Source organism: Qipengyuania gaetbuli, assembly GCF_009827315.1.
Taxonomy (GTDB): domain Bacteria; phylum Pseudomonadota; class Alphaproteobacteria; order Sphingomonadales; family Sphingomonadaceae; genus Qipengyuania; species Qipengyuania gaetbuli.
Genome location: NZ_WTYF01000004.1, coordinates 1,484,458 through 1,499,733, shown reverse-complemented (window position 1 = coordinate 1,499,733; position 15,276 = coordinate 1,484,458). Strand labels below are relative to the sequence as shown.

The 15,276-nt window shown below is 65.3% G+C and carries 18 protein-coding genes; 13 read left to right on the top strand and 5 right to left on the bottom strand.

What is annotated here, in order from left to right; all coding sequences use genetic code 11:
- Positions 1–104: 104 nt before the first annotated feature.
- Entirely contained in the window at positions 105–1,877 is a 1,773-nt protein-coding gene (locus GRI42_RS09830; protein WP_234034022.1) for a bifunctional phosphopantothenoylcysteine decarboxylase/phosphopantothenate synthase, read from the top strand.
- Positions 1,870–2,331, top strand: a complete 462-nt coding sequence (gene dut, locus GRI42_RS09825; protein WP_160608325.1) for a dUTP diphosphatase — start codon at positions 1,870–1,872, stop codon at positions 2,329–2,331. The genes GRI42_RS09830 and dut overlap by 8 nt, the downstream gene beginning before the upstream one ends.
- A gap of 4 nt (positions 2,332–2,335) precedes the next feature.
- Here dut and GRI42_RS09820 read toward each other — a convergent pair whose 3' ends face one another.
- Positions 2,336–2,890, bottom strand: a complete 555-nt coding sequence (locus tag GRI42_RS09820; RefSeq protein ID WP_160608324.1) for a hypothetical protein — start codon at positions 2,888–2,890, stop codon at positions 2,336–2,338.
- A 124-nt stretch (positions 2,891–3,014) separates the two neighbouring features.
- Between GRI42_RS09820 and GRI42_RS09815 the strand changes: the two genes are divergently transcribed.
- A complete protein-coding gene (locus GRI42_RS09815) occupies positions 3,015–4,010 on the top strand; it encodes a winged helix-turn-helix domain-containing protein (RefSeq protein ID WP_160608323.1) in 996 nt (331 codons plus the stop codon).
- A 96-nt stretch (positions 4,011–4,106) separates the two neighbouring features.
- Here GRI42_RS09815 and GRI42_RS09810 read toward each other — a convergent pair whose 3' ends face one another.
- On the bottom strand, positions 4,107–4,799 hold the full coding sequence (locus tag GRI42_RS09810; protein WP_160608322.1) for a DUF4136 domain-containing protein: 693 nt from the start codon (positions 4,797–4,799) through the stop codon (positions 4,107–4,109).
- A 243-nt stretch (positions 4,800–5,042) separates the two neighbouring features.
- On the opposite strand from GRI42_RS09810, the gene GRI42_RS09805 reads away from it, so the two are divergent.
- The 4 genes from GRI42_RS09805 (at position 5,043) to GRI42_RS09790 (ending at position 7,096) form a co-directional block, all read left to right on the top strand.
- Positions 5,043–5,786: a YebC/PmpR family DNA-binding transcriptional regulator gene (locus tag GRI42_RS09805; RefSeq protein ID WP_160608321.1), complete on the top strand. Its 744-nt coding sequence runs from the start codon at positions 5,043–5,045 to the stop codon at positions 5,784–5,786.
- Complete coding sequence (locus tag GRI42_RS09800) at positions 5,783–6,136, top strand: DUF3147 family protein (RefSeq protein ID WP_267904409.1); 354 nt, start codon at positions 5,783–5,785, stop codon at positions 6,134–6,136. The genes GRI42_RS09805 and GRI42_RS09800 overlap by 4 nt, the downstream gene beginning before the upstream one ends.
- A 10-nt stretch (positions 6,137–6,146) precedes the next feature.
- Complete coding sequence (gene ruvC, locus GRI42_RS09795; protein WP_160608319.1) at positions 6,147–6,629, top strand: crossover junction endodeoxyribonuclease RuvC; 483 nt, start codon at positions 6,147–6,149, stop codon at positions 6,627–6,629.
- A 119-nt stretch (positions 6,630–6,748) separates the two neighbouring features.
- Positions 6,749–7,096: an ArsC family reductase gene (locus GRI42_RS09790; RefSeq protein WP_160608318.1), complete on the top strand. Its 348-nt coding sequence runs from the start codon at positions 6,749–6,751 to the stop codon at positions 7,094–7,096.
- Here GRI42_RS09790 and GRI42_RS09785 read toward each other — a convergent pair.
- Positions 7,090–7,257: a hypothetical protein gene (locus GRI42_RS09785; RefSeq protein WP_160608317.1), complete on the bottom strand. Its 168-nt coding sequence runs from the start codon at positions 7,255–7,257 to the stop codon at positions 7,090–7,092. The genes GRI42_RS09790 and GRI42_RS09785 overlap by 7 nt on opposite strands.
- A 66-nt stretch (positions 7,258–7,323) precedes the next feature.
- Here GRI42_RS09785 and GRI42_RS09780 point away from each other — a divergent pair, with 66 nt between their 5' ends.
- Complete coding sequence (locus tag GRI42_RS09780; RefSeq protein ID WP_160608316.1) at positions 7,324–7,815, top strand: nucleoside deaminase; 492 nt, start codon at positions 7,324–7,326, stop codon at positions 7,813–7,815.
- On the opposite strand, the gene ubiG is transcribed toward GRI42_RS09780, so the two are convergent.
- A complete protein-coding gene (gene ubiG / locus GRI42_RS09775) occupies positions 7,812–8,570 on the bottom strand; it encodes a bifunctional 2-polyprenyl-6-hydroxyphenol methylase/3-demethylubiquinol 3-O-methyltransferase UbiG (RefSeq protein WP_160608315.1) in 759 nt (252 codons plus the stop codon). The two genes, GRI42_RS09780 and ubiG, sit on opposite strands and share 4 nt — an antisense overlap.
- Positions 8,571–8,622: 52 nt before the next feature.
- Here ubiG and GRI42_RS09770 point away from each other — a divergent pair, with 52 nt between their 5' ends.
- From GRI42_RS09770 to GRI42_RS09755, 4 genes are all read left to right on the top strand, one after another.
- Positions 8,623–9,903, top strand: coding sequence for an aspartate kinase (locus GRI42_RS09770; protein ID WP_160608314.1), 1,281 nt, complete (start codon positions 8,623–8,625; stop codon positions 9,901–9,903).
- Between the two features lie 8 nt (positions 9,904–9,911).
- Entirely contained in the window at positions 9,912–10,616 is a 705-nt protein-coding gene (locus GRI42_RS09765) for a class I SAM-dependent methyltransferase (protein ID WP_160608313.1), read from the top strand.
- Positions 10,600–11,757 (top strand): formate-dependent phosphoribosylglycinamide formyltransferase, encoded by a 1,158-nt coding sequence (gene purT, locus GRI42_RS09760; protein WP_160608312.1) that lies wholly within the window; start codon positions 10,600–10,602, stop codon positions 11,755–11,757. Before GRI42_RS09765 ends, purT begins: the two co-directional genes overlap by 17 nt.
- A gap of 94 nt (positions 11,758–11,851) precedes the next feature.
- Entirely contained in the window at positions 11,852–12,868 is a 1,017-nt protein-coding gene (locus GRI42_RS09755; protein WP_160608311.1) for an NAD(P)H-dependent flavin oxidoreductase, read from the top strand.
- Positions 12,869–12,886: 18 nt separating this feature from the next.
- Here the strand turns inward: GRI42_RS09755 and GRI42_RS09750 are convergent, their stop codons facing one another.
- A complete protein-coding gene (locus GRI42_RS09750) occupies positions 12,887–13,171 on the bottom strand; it encodes a MarR family winged helix-turn-helix transcriptional regulator (protein WP_160608310.1) in 285 nt (94 codons plus the stop codon).
- Positions 13,172–13,444: 273 nt separating this feature from the next.
- Between GRI42_RS09750 and GRI42_RS09745 the strand changes: the two genes are divergently transcribed.
- Positions 13,445–15,235: a YadA-like family protein gene (locus GRI42_RS09745; RefSeq protein WP_160608309.1), complete on the top strand. Its 1,791-nt coding sequence runs from the start codon at positions 13,445–13,447 to the stop codon at positions 15,233–15,235.
- Positions 15,236–15,276: the final 41 nt, after the last annotated feature.

Here is a 15,276-nt window from a genome sequence, read left to right as displayed (position 1 = left end):
TTTAAACCATAGGGTGCCATGGGTATTCGGGCAATCGCGCGCGTTTTGCGTGCTGGCAATGACGGACAGGGGGCGCTAGCAAGCGCAACGATGACGCAATGGGAATGCACCAGCCGATCAGCGCGGACGCCGCGCAGGACCATCGAGACGGAGATGCGCGCGTGAGCGGGCCCAGGATCCTGCTCGTCATCGGCGGCGGTATCGCGGCCTACAAGTCGTGCGAACTCGTGCGCCTGATCCGCAAGGCGGGCGGCGAAGTGACCTGCGTGCTGACCGAAGGCGGCCAGCAGTTCGTCACGCCGATGGCGCTCGCCGCGCTGTCGGGCAAGAAGGTCTATACCTCGCTCTTCGATCTCAAGGACGAGGTCGAGATGGGCCATATCCAGCTTTCGCGCGATGCCGACCTCGTGGTCGTGTGTCCCGCCACGGCGGACCTGCTCGCCAAGATGGCGGCGGGCATTGCGGACGACCTTGCTACCACGCTGATCCTCGCGACTGACAAGCCGGTGCTGACCGTGCCCGCGATGAACGTGAAGATGTGGGAGCATTCCGCCACCCAGCGCAATGCCGACTGGCTGCGCCAGGCAGGCGTGCGCGTGATGGACCCGGACGAAGGCCCGATGGCCTGCGGCGAATTCGGCCCCGGCCGCCTGCCCGAACCGGTCGCCATCCTGCAGAAGATCGCGGCCGAGCTCGAAATCGACATCGACCTGCCCGAACTGGCCGCGCCCGCGCCGCAGCTCGCCCCGCCCGCTTCCAAGAAGAAGAAAGCGGACGCCGAGCCCGAGATCGAGGCGCTCGAGCCCGAAGAAGAGGAAGAGCTGGAGAAGACCGGCGGCGGGCTTGGCGGCCTGCTGTCGATGATAATCCCGCGTTCCACCGCCAAGCGCACGCACGAGGAAATCGAGCAGGAATACGAAGAGCTCGAAGACCTTCCCGAGCCCGAAATGCTCGATGCCGAGGCGCTGGTCGAGAATACCGAGATCGATCCCGACCTTGCCGGGCCGCTGCTCGCCAAGAAGGGCGGGGCCGCAGCCGCACCGCCGATCGATCCCGAAGCACTCAATCACACGGTCGCGCGCAAGGACGCACGCGCCATGCCGCAGCCGGTCGCGGACGACGTGCAGACGCAGGAAGTCGATTTCGACGACTCCCCGCTTGCCGGCCAGCCCGAATTCGATCCCGATCCCGAACACCGCCCGCTTTACGGCAAGCACGTGCTGGTCACCGCAGGCCCGACGCGCGAGCCGATCGATCCGGTGCGCTACATCGCCAACCGTTCGAGCGGGAAGCAGGGCTTCGCGATTGCCGCCATGGCCGCTGCCGCAGGCGCGCGCGTCACGCTGATCGCGGGTCCCGTCCACCTGCCGACCCCTCCGGGTGTCGACCGCATCGATGTCGAGACGGCAGAAGACATGGCCGAGGAAGTGCGCAATGCGCTGCCCGCCGATGCCGCCTTCATGGTTGCCGCCGTGGCCGACTGGAAGAGCAAGCACGTCGCCAACGAGAAGATGAAGAAGCGCGGCTCCGCCCCGCCGGCGCTCATCCTTGCCGAAAACCCCGATATCCTCGCCGCCGTGGCTGCGGGCCGCAAGCGTCCGCACCTCCTCATCGGCTTTGCCGCCGAGACGGAAAACGTGGTCGAGAACGCCAAGACCAAGCGCAAGCGCAAAGGCGCGGACTGGATCATCGCCAACAACGTGTCGGGCGCCGTGGGCGAAAGCGTGATGGGCGGCGATCTGAACCAGGTCCACATCGTCACCAGCAAGGGCGTCGAAAGCCTGCCCGAAATGGCCAAGGACGACGTTGCCCGCGAACTGGTGCGCCGCGCCGCCGAGGCACTGGTCGAGACCGCGGAAGAGGACGAGCATGAGTGATCCGGTCGGCGTGAAGGTGAAGCGCCTGCCCCACGGGCACGGCCTCGACCTTCCGCATTACGCAACCGGCGGGGCAGCGGGCATGGACGTGCTCTCTGCCGAAGCGGTGACGCTCAAGCCCGGTCAGCGCCATGCGGTCGCGACCGGCCTTGCCATGGCGATCCCCGAAGGCTTCGAAATCCAGGTCCGCCCGCGCTCGGGCCTCGCGCTCAAGCACGGCATCACCGTGCCCAATACGCCGGGCACGATCGACAGCGACTATCGCGGCGAGCTGAAGGTCATCCTGATCAACCACGGGCCTGACAATTTCGCTATCGCGCGCGGCGACCGCATCGCGCAGCTGGTGCTCGCCCCGGTGGTCCAGGCCGCCTGGGACGAGGTCGAGGAACTCGACGATACCAGCCGCGGCGCCGGCGGTTTCGGCTCCACCGGCGGACACGCGAAACTCGCCTGACGGCTTATCCTGCCGTGCGCAGGTGCGCGCGGTGGAAGCACAGCGCCGCTGCGCCCCACAGCCCTGCGAAAATCACCAGGATGCCCCATTCGACCGCGTGGCCCGGCATCATCCATAGCGCGGCCACGCCCAGCAACGGCTGGCCCAGCGCAATCGCGCCCATGATCCAGCGCATCACCGAAGGGCGGAACCACACGGCAAGGCTGACGAGCGCGCCGGCGACCACCAGCAGCGTGAAGCCTGCATTCACCAGCTCGCCCTCGTGCCCGATGAAGCCCACCGCGGCATTGGCCCAGACAGTGAGGAAGCCCGCGAGCGAGGCAATCGCCATGCCGATCCCCTTGGCACCCGCCCCGCCGAACCGGACCGCCAGCTCGAAACCCGTGCCGAGCGCGGTGAGCAGGACGCCTGCGAACACGAAGTCCATTGGCGTCCACTGGACCTCTGCGGTGAATTGCATAGCGATGGCGGGCAGGGCGAGCAGCGCCAGCAGCGCGCCCCATCCGGCAATGCGCCAGCCGTTCAGCCAGCCGCGGCTCTTAATCGTTTCTTGGGTCATGGTCGTTGGTCCTTGTGTAGCAATGACTGCGGCCTGCCCGAAACGGTGATGAGCGGCATGAGCAATTCGTGAGCAATCACTGAAACCCTTCATCATGCCTGCCCCATCGCCTAAGCGTCTGGCGATGGGAGACAAACGTGACATCCTGCGGTTCGACGCTTTCACGCTCGACCTGGCGAACCGCCGGCTGGCGCGCGCGGGCGAGCCGGTGGAACTGGGCAGCCGCTATTTCGACGCGCTGGTCCTGCTGGTCGAGGCGCGCGGCGCGCTCGTCACCAAGGACCGCTTCATGGACGAGGTCTGGCAGGGCATCCCCGTGACCGACGAGGCGCTGACCCAGTGCGTACGCACGCTGCGCCGCGCGCTAGAGGACGAGGCTTCGGCCCCGCGCTTCATCCAGACTGTGCCCAAGCACGGCTACCGCTTCCTGTGCGAGGTCGATGAAGGCGCACCGTCGCATCGGCGACCCGCGCCGACCGCGGCACGCAGCGATGCCGGCCGCCTCGCCGGGGCGACGACGCTGGGCGGCGGGGCAGCGGGCATGATCGGCGGCCTTGTCTACGGTATCGCGGCGAGCGGGAGCGGACAGGCGGCGCTGCTCCTCGCACTTCTGGCAGCGTGCCTCGGCGTGCTGGGCGGGGCGGGCATCGGGCTGGGCATGGCAGCCGCGCGTATGCTGCGGCCTGAAAAATCGCTCTGGCTGGTCGCGGGGGCGGGGCTGGGCGGCCTCGTCGTCGGCGGTTTCGGCAAGGTGCTAAGCCTCGACGGGGTGGCCTTGCTGACGGGCCAGTCGCTGGGGCAGGTCACAGGTCTGTTCGAAGGATTGGTGCTGGGGCTGGCCACCGGTACGGGCGCGGCACTCGTGCGGTCACGGGCCAGCGTTGTCGCCAGATCGGCAGGCACGCTCGCCGCCGGCCTTGCGGCAGGTGCGCTCATCGCGATTGCCGGTGGGCGCCTGTTTGCCGGAAGCCTTTACGAACTGCAGGGCCGCTTTCCCGATTCGCGCCTACTGCTCGACGGTCTGGGTTCGCCCGCGCTCGGCACGGGGACCATCCTCTTCGAAGCCGTCTTGTTCACCGCCTCTATCGCCGCTGCCCACCGGATCGCGGCGCGCGGCTGAAGGGGATACGAAAAGGGCGGCCCGATCCATGGCCGCCCTTCGTGTGCCTCCCGTCGGGGAGGCGATACCGGTCCGCTCAAATGGAGCGGCGGACTGTTACTTTTCCGGCTTGATCGAGATGCGCACCGTTTCGCCCGAATTGCCGGGGAAGTCGGTGAACATGGCCTCGACCAGGTTCGGCACCAGGTACTGCAGGCGGTTCGAGGTCGACAGGGCCTGCGCCTTGCCTTCGAACAGCCGCTCGCCCGTCGCGGCGCGGTCGATCTTCATGTCGATGCCGCTGGTATAGACGGTGTAGCTGGTCACCTCGGGGCTGCCGAACCACGGGTCGTAGAAGCCGAAGCCCCAGCGGCTGCCGAGATAGCGCGGCCGGTAGAAGCCCGCGCGGGTGCGATAGTAGCGCGAGCCGTAGTAGCCGCGATAGCCGTACCACGGGTCGTAGAACGGGTCGGCAAAGCCGGTGGTGCGCACGCGTTCGCGGCCCTTATCGACGCCGTAGTCGAACCGGACCAGCAGGGTGGCGGCATCGGCCGATGCGGCCTGCGCATAGCCGAGACGCTCCATCTGCGCTTCGACCTGGTCGGCGTACATGGAAAATTCGAGACCGCCGGCCAGTGCCGGATCGTCCGCCACCACGAAGAAGCTCTCGCCCGTGGGGGCGGGAAGCTGCGTTTCGAAGCGGGTCACGTCGGCCTTGAACGGCGTGGCGCAGGCGGCAAGGCTTGCGAGGATTACGGGTACGGAGGCCAGCTTGAGCGTGCGCCCCAAACCCTGCTTGCGGGTAGTCATGGCTCGGTCCTTTCGCGTCTTGGCGATGAGCTTACACGATTTGGTTTTCATGGTGCAGCCTGCCCTTTCCCCAAGACAATCTGCCAGCGAATGTCATGACTTGTACAGCTTTGGCCATGAACCGGCATTGAATAGGCGGATTCACAAATGATGTGCCTGTCCGCAAGGCTTGTCGGCGCGGTGCGACAAGGGCTAAGGGACGCGGCGATTCAACCCATTCCCAAGCAAGGCAGATCGTCAGCCATGGCCGGCCATTCCAAATTCAAGAACATCATGCATCGCAAGGGTGCGCAGGACAAGAAGCGCTCCAACCTGTTTTCGAAGCTCAGCCGCGAAATCACCGTGGCCGCGAAGATGGGCATGCCCGACCCGGACATGAACCCGCGCCTGCGCCTGGCAGTGAACGCCGCCAAGGCCCAGTCGATGCCCAAGGACAATATCCAGCGCGCGATCGACAAGGCATCGGCCAATGACGGCGAGAACTACGAGGAAGTGCGCTACGAAGGCTACGGCCCGGCAGGCGTCGCCCTGATCGTCGAAGCGCTGACCGACAACCGCAACCGCACCGCCACTGCCGTGCGCACCGCTTTCAGCAAGAACGGCGGCAACCTCGGTACCGAAGGCAGCGTGCAGCACGGGTTCGAACGCCTCGGCCTGATCGAGTACCCGGCGAGCGCGGGCGACGAGGAAAAGGTCCTCGAAGCCGCCATCGAAGCCGGTGCGCAGGACGTGGAAAGCAGCGAGGACGGCCACACCATCTGGACCGCCGCCGACGATCTCCACCAGGTCGCAACGGACCTCGAAAAGGCGCTGGGCGAGGCGGAAAACGTCAAGCTCGCGTGGAAGCCCAACATCACTGTCGACATGGACGAAGGCAGCGCCGGCACCCTCCTGAAGCTGGTCGATGCGCTCGACGACGATGACGATGTGCAGACCGTCTGGGGCAATTACGAGATCTCGGACGAGATCATGGAGAAGCTCGGCTGAGCTGGAGCTTCATCGCCAAGGCCGTGCTGGCCGGCGTGATGATCGCGGCGATCGCCGAGGTCGGGCGCCGCCTGCCGGCAACGGCAGCGATCATCGCCTCGCTCCCGCTGGTCTCGGTGCTGGGCATGATCTTCCTATGGTTCGAGCGACCCGACGCGGAGAACATGGCAGTGCATGCGCAGGCGACCTTCTGGTACGTCCTGCCCAGCCTGCCGATGTTCCTCGCGATCCCGCTGATGCTGCGGCAGGGCGACAATTTCTGGGTCGCGCTGGCAGCCGGCTGCATCCTTACCGTCGTGCTCTATTTCGCGATGATCCAGCTGGGGCGGCGCCTCGGCCTCAAGCTGTGACGGCCCGCGCGTGCTGATCCTCGGCCTCGACCCTTCGCTTTCCTGCACCGGCTGGGGCGTGATCCGGGCCGAGGGCAGCCGCATTTCGCACATCGCCAACGGGCAGGTGCCGACCGATGCGAAGGCGCCTATGGCCCAGCGGCTTGCCGCGCTGCAGGCGGCGCTGGCAGGCGTGATCGCGGACTACCGGCCCGACCGCGCGGCGGCGGAAGAAGTGTTCCTCAACAAGAACCCGCAATCGACGCTCAAGCTGGCGCAGGCCCGCGGCTGCGTTCTGGCGGCCTGCGGGGCGGCAGGTCTGGCGGTAAACGAACATGCCGCGCGGCTGGTCAAGAAGGCGGTCGTGGGCACCGGCGGGGCCGAAAAGGCGCAGGTTCAGGCCATGCTAAAGGTGCTGCTGCCCGGCGCGCAGATCACCGGGGCCGATGCAGCCGATGCGCTCGCCGTGGCTATAGCGGACGCGCATCTTTCCTACACGCCGACCTCGCGTTAGGCAGGCGCCGCAATCGCCCCTGAACGGCCCGGAATGGCCGGAAACGGGCGGTTTTCCGGGTCCAAGGGATTTTCGTCCTGGACCGTGTTCCAAGTGTTCCACCCTGTAGGAAGGGGCTTATGACCATCCAGCTCTACGGCATTCCCAATTGCGACACCGTCAAGAAGGCCCGCAAGTGGCTGGAGGAGGCGGGCATCGACTACGTCTTCCACGACTACAAGAAAGAAGGGGCCGATCCTGCCCGTCTTGCGCAGTGGGTCGATGCGGCGGGGTGGGAAGTGCTGCTCAACCGGCGCGGCACGACTTTCCGCAAGCTACCCGACGAGCAGAAAGACGGCATCGACCGGGACCGCGCGATCGCGCTGATGGTGGAGCATCCCAGCATGATCAAGCGACCCGTCGTGGAACACGATGGCGGGCTGCTGGTTGGCTTCTCGCAAGGCGATTGGGCAGCGGCGCTTCAGTAACCGCTCTCGTTGCCCCAGTCGCCATTGTCACCCTGCGTCACGGCGCGCGCATTGTCGTTGGCGGCGCTGGTGATCTGCCGTTTGACGGCGCCCAGATTGCTGCCGGACCCGTAAAGCAGGCCCAGGGCGATCGCGGCGCACAGGAGAAGCTTCTTGAGCATGACCGGGTTAGCATACGCAGGTATCCTCAATAGCCGGTTAACACCCGTGGTTTGCGGGCCTTCATCATGAAGAGCGACGAGGACTGGATACGCGCCGCGCGCGATCATGCGGTGGCGGAAAAGGGCACCGATCCCGCCGATACGCCGATTGCCGCCATCCTGGTGCTTGATGGCAAGGAGGTTGCCCGCGGGGTCAACCGGACCGCCGAATGCTGGGATGCCACGGCCCATGCCGAAGTGGTAACGCTGCGCGCGGCCGGCAAGGCGCATGGCGACATGCGGATCGAGGGTGCGACGCTCTATTCCACGCTCCAGCCCTGCGGCATGTGCACCTTCGCCAGCATCTGGGCGGGGGTGAGCCGCATCGTCTACGGCGCGGGCCGCGGAGAGGTGCACGAAATGTACTTCGAGGACCGCCATCTCTCGACGCTCGACTTCGTGGCCGATGCCTACAAGGACGATCTCGAACTGGTCGGCGGCGTGCTGGCCGGGGAATGCGCCGAACTCTACTACCGCCCCTGGGATGAGGTGCCCGAGGAAGGCCAGGCCAACGACTAGGCCGCGCGCGCGGTCACGATGTAATTGAGCGAGAGGTCGGCCGACAGGTGCAGGCCCTTCATCGGCGAAAAGGCGATGCCGCGCGGTTCGCCCATGACGAGGCCGACGCTCTCCAGCAGGTCGGCGAGTTCCTCTGGCGTGACGAAATCGTCCCAGTGATGGGTGCCCTTGGGGATGAGCCCGACACCTTCCGCCGCCCCGATCATGAGGAGGCGCGATTGCGGGGTGCGGTTGGGGGTGGACAGCACCATCAGTCCGCCGGGGGCGAGCCGGGCGGCAAGCTGGGCGAGGAAGGCGCGCTTGTCCGCGACGTGTTCCACCACCTCCATCGAGGTGACGAGATCGAAGGCCCCCAGGTCCTGCTGGCCGATCTCGCCGGCTATGTAGCGGATGTCGAGGCCCACGCCTTCGGCATGGATTGCAGCGGCGGCCACGTTCTCGGGCGCGGCATCGACGCCGGTTACTGCCGCTCCCATGCGCGCCAGCGGCTCGCACAGGAGGCCCGCGCCGCAGCCGACGTCGAGCGCGCTCTTGCCGGCAAGCGGGCGGGTGTTGCGCACGTCGCCTGCCCAGTGGATGTCGATCGCCTCGCGCAGGAAGCCGAGGCGCACGGGATTGAGCTTGTGGAGCATGGCGGAAGACCCCTTCGGGTCCCACCAGTCCTTCGCCAGCTTGCCGAAATGGGCGGCCTCTTCGGGCCGGATCGTTTGGCCGCCTGAAGTATTGCTTGGCGTGACGGTTGTTGCATCGCTCATGAGGGGTGGCTAGCAGCCTGTTCTCGAGCATTCCAGCACGGAGACTATCGGCTTGGCCCGTATCGTGATGAAATTCGGCGGCACCTCCATGGCGGGGACCGAACGCATCCGGCGCGTGGCCAATCTCGTGCGCAAGCAGGCGGCGGGCGGCAACCAGGTCGCGGTGGTCGTCAGCGCGATGGCGGGCGAGACCGACCGGCTAGTGAACTTCTGCCGCGAGGCGAACGCGCTCTACGACCCGGCCGAATACGACGTGGTCGTCGCCAGCGGCGAACAGGTGACGAGCGGCCTGCTCGCGCTCACGCTTCAGTCGCTCGGCTGCAAGGCGCGCAGCTGGCTAGGCTGGCAACTGCCGATCCGCACCATTGAGGCGCATGCCAAGGCGCGCATCGAGGGTATCGACGCGGACGAGGTCATTGCCTCGATGGAGCGCGGCGAGATTGCCGTCATTCCCGGCTTCCAGGGCCTTGCCGAAACCGGCCGGGTGACCACGCTGGGTCGCGGCGGATCGGACACCTCGGCGGTGGCCGTGGCAGCGGCGGTGAAGGCGGATCGCTGCGACATCTATACCGACGTCGACGGCGTCTACACCACCGACCCCCGTATCGTCGCCAAGGCGAGGAAGCTGAAGGCGGTGACCTACGAAGAAATGCTCGAACTGGCGAGCGTGGGGGCCAAGGTGCTCCAGACGCGCTCCGTCGGCCTCGCGATGAAGGAAGGCGTGCGCGTGCAGGTCCTTTCCAGCTTCGTGGGCGACGACGCCATCCCTGCAGACGAGCTTCCGGGCACGATGATCGTGTCGGAAGAGGAAATGAACGAACTGGTGGAGAAGGGCGAAATGGAACGCCAGCACGTGACCGGCATCGCACACGACAAGAACGAGGCCAAGGTGATCCTCACCCGCGTGCCCGACAAGCCTGGCGCGGTTGCCCATATCTTCGACCCGCTGGCCAAGGCCGGCATCAACGTCGACATGATCATCCAGAACGTGGGCCGCGACAAGGGCGAGACCGACGTGACCTTCACCGTGCCCCAGGCGGACCTTGCCCGCGCGCAGGCGCTGCTCGAGGACAAGCGTGACGAGATCGGCTACAACCGCCTCATCACCGACAGCAAGATCGCCAAGATCAGTGTCGTCGGCGTCGGCATGAAGAGCCACGCGGGCGTCGCCGCGACCATGTTCCAGGCGCTGGCCGACCGCGGGATCAACATCCAGGCCATCACCACCTCGGAAATCAAGGTCAGCGTGATGATCGACGAGGACGAGACCGAACTCGCCGTGCGCGTGCTCCACACCGCCTATGGCCTCGACGCGGCGGACGAAGCCGCCTGATCGAAACGATGATCCGGCAGGCGCGCAGCCTCTGGTTCTCGTTCAAGGAACGCCTGTTTCTTCGTCGCCACGCGACGCGGGCGCAGCGTTTTTCGGCCATCTACGAGGAACGTATCTGGCAGAACCCCGAAACCGCGTCGGGCTTCGGCAGCACCTTGTCGGCGACCGGCGAGCTGAGGCGCGGACTGGTTGCCCTGATCGAGCAAGAAGGGGTCCTCTCGATCCTCGATGCACCTTGCGGGGACTACAACTGGCAGCCGGCGCTGGGCTTTGCGGGCCACTATACCGGCGTTGATATCGTGCCGGATCTGATCGCCGAGAACCGCCGGCGCTACGGTAATGACCGGACCGGCTTCGAGGTGGTCGACCTTGTCGAAGATGAACTGCCGCGCGCCGAACTCGTGCTGTGCCGCGAATGCCTCAACCATCTCCCGCTCGAAGATGCTGCCAAGGCGCTGGAACATCTGGAACAGGCTGCGCAGCGTTTCCTGCTGGTGACGCATTATCCCGGTTGTACCGCCAATCAGGAGCAGCCGGCATCCTTCCGCTACCGGCCGCTCAACATGACGCTGCCGCCATTTTCGCTGCGCCTACCCGACGCCGTCATCGACGAAAGCGCATTCGAGGCTGGAAAGCAGGTCGCAATCTGGCGCATGGAGGGCCGCGCACTTCGCGCATCGAAACAGGAGACCCCGAATGGCACATACGGCTAGGATTCTGCTTCTCGGTTCGGGCGAGCTGGGGCGCGAGTTCGTTATCTCTGCCAAGCGGCTCGGCGCCTATGTCATCGCCTGCGATGCCTATGACGATGCGCCGGCCATGCAGCTTGCCGATGCGCGCGAAGTCTTCTCCATGCTCGATGGCGAGCGGCTGCGCGAAGTGGCCGAGAAGCACCGGCCCGACTACATCGTGCCCGAGATCGAGGCGATCCGCACCGAGGCGCTGGCCGAACTGGAAAGCGAAGGCTTTACCGTCGTCCCTTCGGCGCGTGCAGCCCAGCTGACCATGAACCGCGATGCCATCCGCGACCTTGCGGCAAACGAACTCGGCCTCGTGACGTCGAAATACCGCTACGCCAAGAACCTCGACGAAGTGCGCGCAGCCGCCGCGCACACGGGTTTCCCCTGCGTGATCAAGCCGGTCATGTCCTCTTCGGGCAAGGGCCAGAGCACGGTTCGCGACGAGGACGAGCTGGAAGGGGCATGGGACTATGCCTGCGCCAATATGCGCGGCGACCGCCAGCGCGTGATCGTCGAGCAATTCATCGATTTCGATTACGAGATTACCCTGCTGACCGTCCGGCACGCAGGCGGCGTCACCTTCTGTCCGCCCATCGGCCACCGGCAGGAACGCGGCGACTACCAGGAAAGCTGGCAGCCGACCCCGATGTCGGACAGCGCCATCGCCAAGGCGCAGGACATGGCGCGCAAGGTCGTCGACGATCTGGGCGGTTTCGGCCTGTTCGGAGTGGAGTTCTTCGTCCGGGGCGAGGAGGTCATCTTCTCCGAACTGTCGCCGCGGCCGCATGACACGGGGATGGTCACGCTCGTCAGCCAGAACCTCACCGAATTCGACCTTCATGCCCGCGCAGTACTCGGCCTGCCGATCCCCGACCGGATGCTCGCGCGCCCTTCGGCCTCTGCCGTCATCCTCGCCGATCGCGATAGCGACCAGCTCGGCTACGAAGGCCTTGCCGATGCCATGGCGCAGGGTGCCGACATCCGCATTTTCGCCAAGCCGACCAGCCGGCCCTACCGCCGCATGGGCGTTGCACTGGCGACGGGCAGCGACACGGACGAGGCGCGCAGCAAGGCGCGCGACGCCGCCCACCGGGTGCACATCACCTACGGCTGAGCGACGCCGCGGGAGTTTGCCAGCTTTCTTCGCCCACATTCCCGCAAAGTCGCACGCTTGCCGCGATGCGCCTCGCCCACTAAGCGCTTAGCCCATGACGACCTATCCCAAGACAGCGCGCCTGATGCAGCGCGGCGCTGAATTCCTCGGCAGCGAAACTGCCATCCTGTGCGGTGCGATGAGCTGGGTATCCGAACGCAACCTCGTGTCGGCCATCTCCAATGCCGGCGGTTTCGGCGTGATCGCCTGCGGCGCGATGACGCCCGAACTGCTCGAGACCGAGATTGCCGAAACGCAGAAGCTGACCGACAAGCCTTTCGGCGTGAACCTCATCACCATGCACCCGCAGCTGTTCGAGCTGATCGACGTGTGCGACCGCGCGGGCGTCAGCCACGTGGTGCTGGCAGGCGGTATCCCGCCCAAGGGCAGCGTCGAGGCGATCAAGGGCGGGGCCAACCCAGCCAAGGTCATCTGCTTTGCGCCGACGCTGGCGCTGGCCAAGAAGCTGCTGCGTTCGGGCGCGGATGCGCTCGTCATCGAAGGGATGGAAGCGGGCGGCCACATCGGTCCGGTCTCGACCAGCGTGCTGGCGCAGGAAATGCTGCCCGAACTGGCCGAGGAACACCTCATCTTCGTCGCGGGCGGCATCGGCCGCGGCCAGGCGATTGCCGGCTACCTCGAGATGGGCGCAGCCGGCGTGCAGCTGGGCACGCGCTTTGCCGCGGCGAAGGAAAGCATCGCGCACGAGAACTTCAAGAAGGCCTTCTTCCGTGCCAGCGCCCGCGATGCCGTGGCCAGCGTCCAGGTCGATCCGCGCCTTCCGGTGATCCCGGTGCGCGCGCTGAAGAACAAGGGCACGGAGGAATTCACCGCCAAGCAGATCGAAGTCGCCGGACGGCTCGACCGCGAAGAGGTGGCGATGGACGAGGCACAGCTGCAGATCGAGCATTACTGGGCCGGCGCCCTGCGGCGCGCGGTCATCGATGGCGATGTGGAGAACGGCAGCTTGATGGCCGGTCAGTCGGTCGGCATGCTCAAGGAAGAAGAGCCGGTGGCGGACATCATCGCCAAGCTCATGGCGCAGAGCGAGGAAGCGCTCAGCCGCCGCTGACCTGTAAGGGAAAAGCCGTCAGGCGAGCTCGTCCAGCTTGCGCGTCGCGTCGTGCTGGGTGAGCTTGATCCGGCGCGCGCGCCGGTCATGCGGATCGAGTTCTGAGGTGACGATACCCTTGGCCTTCAGCCGTTCCAACGCGAGGTAGAACCCGCGGTAGGAAGAGCCGGACGCCAGAAGTAATTCCTTAATCCTCGATTCACCGTTCGAAATAAGGTGGATGATGATCCGCCCTTCCACGGTGAATACCTGTATGCCCGCCTGCCCGAAGGCGGCGGCGAATTGCGATAAAATCTTCTTCACTTGCCCCGCCCAAAACAATAACCGCGCGAATTAATGCGCAGTGTAAATCATATCCCCAGTTCACTTTTGGTCGACGACTTGAAGGCGTAGAGACCAATAGCGCTTACCGGTTATTTTATGAATAATCCGGTATCAAGTGCATCTTGTATATCTAATATAGGACCTCAAAACAAATATCAATAGTAAATCAAATCGCGTAGCCCCTCTCCAACTGGGCCCTAGGGTCGCCTAGTTTTTAACAAATGACATATTACATTTTGAGGGGTTTTACTTATGCGTACTATGAATAATGCAGGCCGCGCCATCTGCGCAGGCCTGATGACCAGCGTCGCAGGGGGCGCGCTGATCGTCGCAGTCCCGGCTTCGGCCCAGTCTGCTGAGACCTGCACGCGTTTCTCTGATGGCACGGTCGTCTGCACCGAGCCGACGGGTGATGTGGACTACATGTTTGCCAATCCGAATTACGCAGGCATCAACGATGGCGCATACGACAACCTCGACAGCAAGATCGAACAGACCGCTCCGAGCGAAGCCGAAGTCGAAGCTGCCCAGGCCGAACTCGACGCAGCAACCGAAACCGCCACGACGCTGACCGACGCACAGGCTGCCGTCGAAGCTTCGCTGACCGAAGAAAACCTCGAAGCTTTCGCCGCTGTCGACACCGCCGAAGCGGATCTCGCTGCTGCACAGGATGCCCAGCTTGCGGCAGGCGACAGCCTGACCGAGGCACAGCTCGCTTTCGACGCGGCTGCCGACGACCTGACCGATGCGAACCAGGCAATCACCGACGCGCAGGTTGCCGTCACGGATGCGCAGGACGCCGTCAATGCCGCACAGGCTGCCTATGACGCCGACCAGACTACTGCGAACCTTGCAGCCCTGAACGACGCCCTTGCCGCTCGTGCAGACGCACAGCTCGAACTCGCCGCTGCCGAAGACGCACGCGCCGAAGCCCTTGTTGCTGCGAACGCTGCCTCGGCCGACCTGACTGCCGCGCAGACCGCGTTCAACGATGCTGTCGACGCAACCGTCGCCGCAGCAGATGGCCTGACGGACGCCCTGGCCGATCTCGATACCTCGCTCGCTTCGAACGACGAATTCGTCGATGCGATCACCGACGCCGGCTACACGGCTGACGCTTCGGGCCTGACCACGCTGACCGGCGATGCCGAAGCAGCCACTGTTGCCGCAACGGTCGAACAGCAGCAGTTCGACGCTCTCGACAATGCGACCAACACTTACGCTCGCGCCCAGGAAGTGCTGGTTGCAGCTGCCGAAAACGAAAACGCTGCCATCGCAGCCGCTTCGCAGGCTCTCCTCGGCGACCCGCGCGCTGACGAAACCAATTCGGAAGTCGAAGTGATCGCAGCCCTCGTCGACCACGAAGGCCGTATCACCGCCAACGAAGCGACTCTCGTCGACCACGAGACCCGTATCACGGCGAACGAAGCGACCCTCGTCGACCACGAAGGCCGCATCACCACCAACGAAGCCAACATCGCCAGCAACACTGCGCGTATCACGGTGGCGGAAGCGACCCTCGTTGAGCATGATGCTCGCATCACGACCAACGCGACCAACATCGCCAGCAACACCGCTCGTATCGTGGTGGCAGAAGCTACCCTCGTCGAGCATGACGAGCGTATCACGGCCAACTCGGCTGCGATCGTCGCTGAAGCCGAAACCCGCGCCGCTGCCGACGCGCAGCTGCTCGAACGTATCACGGCAGAAGAAAACGCCCGCATCGCTGCAGACAATGCGATGATGGCACAGATCACCGACCTGGGTGGCCGCGTCGGCGCGATTGAAACCCGTATCGACCAGCTCGATGACCGCATTTCGAGCTCGACCGCTACGGCGATTGCCCTTGGTGGCATGGGCTTCCTGCCCGACACCAAGTTCAATCTCTCGGTGGCCGGCGGCTTCTATGAAGGCGCTAATGCCATCGCCGCCAACGCGGGTATCCGCGTCAGCAACAACATTGCCATCACTGCCGGTATCGGCGGTGGCCTGAACAAGGACGGCAAGGTTGGCGGCCGCGTCGGTGTGATCTTCGGCTGGTAAACTCCGACCAGACGGACGATCCGTCCAGGGAAAGCGGCCCG

Bases quoted from the DNA above. Each gene is read 5' to 3' on its own strand.
- GRI42_RS09830 (WP_234034022.1), top strand. From the start codon at position 105: ATGCACCAGCCGATCAGCGCGGACGCCGCGCAGGACCATCGAGACGGA.
- GRI42_RS09755 (WP_160608311.1), top strand. From the start codon at position 11,852: ATGACGACCTATCCCAAGACAGCGCGCCTGATGCAGCGCGGCGCTGAA.
- GRI42_RS09745 (WP_160608309.1), top strand. From the start codon at position 13,445: ATGCGTACTATGAATAATGCAGGCCGCGCCATCTGCGCAGGCCTGATG.
- GRI42_RS09815 (WP_160608323.1), top strand. From the start codon at position 3,015: ATGGGAGACAAACGTGACATCCTGCGGTTCGACGCTTTCACGCTCGAC.
- ubiG (WP_160608315.1), bottom strand. From the start codon at position 8,570: ATGAGCGATGCAACAACCGTCACGCCAAGCAATACTTCAGGCGGCCAA.
- GRI42_RS09780 (WP_160608316.1), top strand. From the start codon at position 7,324: ATGAAGAGCGACGAGGACTGGATACGCGCCGCGCGCGATCATGCGGTG.
- GRI42_RS09785 (WP_160608317.1), bottom strand. From the start codon at position 7,257: ATGCTCAAGAAGCTTCTCCTGTGCGCCGCGATCGCCCTGGGCCTGCTT.
- GRI42_RS09810 (WP_160608322.1), bottom strand. From the start codon at position 4,799: ATGACTACCCGCAAGCAGGGTTTGGGGCGCACGCTCAAGCTGGCCTCC.
- GRI42_RS09765 (WP_160608313.1), top strand. From the start codon at position 9,912: ATGATCCGGCAGGCGCGCAGCCTCTGGTTCTCGTTCAAGGAACGCCTG.
- GRI42_RS09790 (WP_160608318.1), top strand. From the start codon at position 6,749: ATGACCATCCAGCTCTACGGCATTCCCAATTGCGACACCGTCAAGAAG.
- GRI42_RS09805 (WP_160608321.1), top strand. From the start codon at position 5,043: ATGGCCGGCCATTCCAAATTCAAGAACATCATGCATCGCAAGGGTGCG.
- GRI42_RS09820 (WP_160608324.1), bottom strand. From the start codon at position 2,890: ATGACCCAAGAAACGATTAAGAGCCGCGGCTGGCTGAACGGCTGGCGC.
- dut (WP_160608325.1), top strand. From the start codon at position 1,870: ATGAGTGATCCGGTCGGCGTGAAGGTGAAGCGCCTGCCCCACGGGCAC.
- purT (WP_160608312.1), top strand. From the start codon at position 10,600: ATGGCACATACGGCTAGGATTCTGCTTCTCGGTTCGGGCGAGCTGGGG.